The following is a 2656-nucleotide window of genomic DNA, read 5'->3' as shown; positions in this document are numbered from 1 at the left end:
GCCTACGACTTCACACAGCCGGTCACCACAGACCTGACCCTGACCGCCCACTGGACCAAGGGAACCAGCGCCTGGAGCCTCTCCCCCACCTCTGGGAAAGCCACAGGAGACACCAAGATCACCCTGACCCCGCCCACCACGCCAGAAATACGCTTCAGCCATATCATCCCAGCAAAAATAGAAGGTTCCCAGGCCATCGCTTCGGACGGCAACCTCTACAGCTGGGGAGACAACAACTACATACTGGGAACCCCTGAAGAAGAAAAGCGCACGCCGAGCCTTATCACTCCGCCAGATGGTGTCCACTTCACCCAGGTCAGCACCGGCTACTACCACTCCCTGGCCATCGGTTCGGACGGCAACCTCTACAGCTGGGGACACAACAGTTACGGCGAACTGGGGCGCGAGACCGTAAGCAAGTCCCCGAAAGACGACCCCGAGATAGACAATCAGCCGGGCCTGGTCACTGCCCCGGCCGGCGTCCGCTTCACCCAAGCCTGCGCAGGAAAATGGCATTCCCTGGCCCTAGGATCAGACGGCAACCTCTACAGCTGGGGAGAAAACAAGCACGGTGAATTGGGACGCGACACGGGTTCCGCCCCATACGACGTCAAGCCAGGCCAAGTGCCTATGCCAGCAGGCATCACGAAAATCACGCAGCTCAGCGCAGGAACCTTCTACTCAATGGCCCTCGACTCGGACGGCGACCTCTACACCTGGGGGGACAACAGTTATGACGAACTGGGACGCGACACCGCTTTGGCGGGAAAAGACGGCCAACCGGTCAAAGTGCCCACCCCGGAAGGCAGTACAAAATTCACTTGGATCAGCGCCGGAGAGTGGACGTCCCTGGCCACCGGCTCAGACGGCAGCCTATACAGCTGGGGATGGAACGAACACGGCCAGCTAGGACGGGACACCGGCGGTTATCCCTACCGTGACGGCAGACCGGGCAAGGTGACCATGCCAGCAGGCGTGACGAAATTCACCCAGGTCAGCACAGAACTCAGGCATACCCTGGCCCTGGGATCGGACGGCAACCTCTACAGCTGGGGAGAAAACAATCGGGGCCAGCTGGGACGCGACACCGGATCAGCTTTATACGGCACCAAGCCGGGCAAGGTCACCGTGCCGACAGGCGTCACAAAATTCACCCAGGTCAGCGCAGGCTATTCCCATTCCCTGGCCATCGGCTCCGACGGCAACCTCTACAGCTGGGGAGAAAACAAGTACGGCCAGCTGGGACGCCGCACCAGCGGCAACTACGACAGCCGTCCCGGCATGGTCGCATTCCCCGAGGATCCCAAACCCGACAAGGTGAGTTTCGGCGGGACGCCCGGCACCAACCTGACCGCCAACACGGACGGCACCTGGAGCGTCACCACACCCAGACATGAGCATGGCAGGGTGGATGTGGCCGTCACCTGGAAGATGAACGGCAAGCGTCCAGACGCACATCTGCCCTACAGGTACCTGGGCACTTACCTTATTGATTTCGACCCTGCCGGTGGCATTGGGTTCTACCTCCAACTCGTGACCGAGGGCGACCATGTGAAACGCCCCGCCAAGGATCCAACCAAGAGGGGCTACCTGTTCGACGGCTGGTTCACCGGCGATACAGCCTACGATTTCAGCAGGCCGGTCACCGGCAAGGTGAACCTGACCGCCCACTGGAGCAGTGCCGACACCAAGTGGAAGCTCGACAAGGCCAGCGGTCCCGAATCAGGCGGCCAGACCGTCACACTGACCCCGCCGATGAAACGCGGCATCCGCATCAGCCAAGTCGACGGAGGAGACCTCCATTCCGCGGCTGTGGGCTCCGATGGCAGCCTCTACACCTGGGGCGACAACAGCAGCCATGGGCAACTGGGCCGCGACACCGCCGACAAGCAGGACAGCCATCCCGGCAGAGCGGAGGCCCCTGCAGGCGTCAACTTCGTTCATGTCAGCACAGGCTCGGGATTTTCCGTGGCCCTGGGCTCCGATGGCAGCCTCTACACCTGGGGAGACAACAGCCGAGGCCAGCTGGGCCGTGCCGTCACCAGCAGCAAACCAGCCAACAGGCCCAACAAGGTGGAGTCCACGGCAGGCATCACCTTCACCCAGGCGAGCGCAGGCGGATCGCATGTGGTAGCCGTGGGCTCGGACGGCAACCTCTACACCTGGGGAGACAACAGCGCCGGCCGACTGGGCCGCGACACCAGCAGCATCCCGGCAAACAAGCCTGGAAAAGCCGACACTCCGGCAGACGTCACTTTCAGTAGCGTCAGTGCAGGCTGGTGCCACACAGTGGCTCTCGACACTCAGGGGAATGCGTACACCTGGGGTGGCAACACCCACGGCGAACTCGGACGCAGCACCACCAGCACTCCGGCAGACAAGCCCGGTAAGGCCGACGCACCTGCAGGCATCATCTTCACCCATGCGAGCGCAGGCAGAAGCCACTCCGTGGCCATAAGCGACGACGGCAGCATCTACACCTGGGGCAATGCCGACAATGGACAACTGGGCCGCGACACCAGTAGCACACCTGCTGACAAGCCAGGCAAAGCCAACATCCCGGCAGATCTCGCCTTCACCCAAGCCAGCGCAGGAGACGAACATTCCATCGCCTTAGGTTCCGACGGCAACCTCTACACCTGGGGAGACAACAGCC

The 2656-nt window shown here is 62.2% G+C and carries 1 protein-coding gene; it reads left to right on the top strand.

Annotated elements, in window-relative coordinates:
* Nucleotides 1–2656 (top strand): RCC1 domain-containing protein (locus AC0AP0_RS11590; protein WP_490430577.1); only part of this gene is annotated, 2656 nt, incomplete at both ends.

It is taken from the genome of Bifidobacterium sp. POST2/T3 (B1), assembly GCF_058197115.1.
The sequence above is the reverse complement of the archived record's forward strand: the minus strand, read 5'-3'. Positions and strand labels throughout refer to the sequence as shown.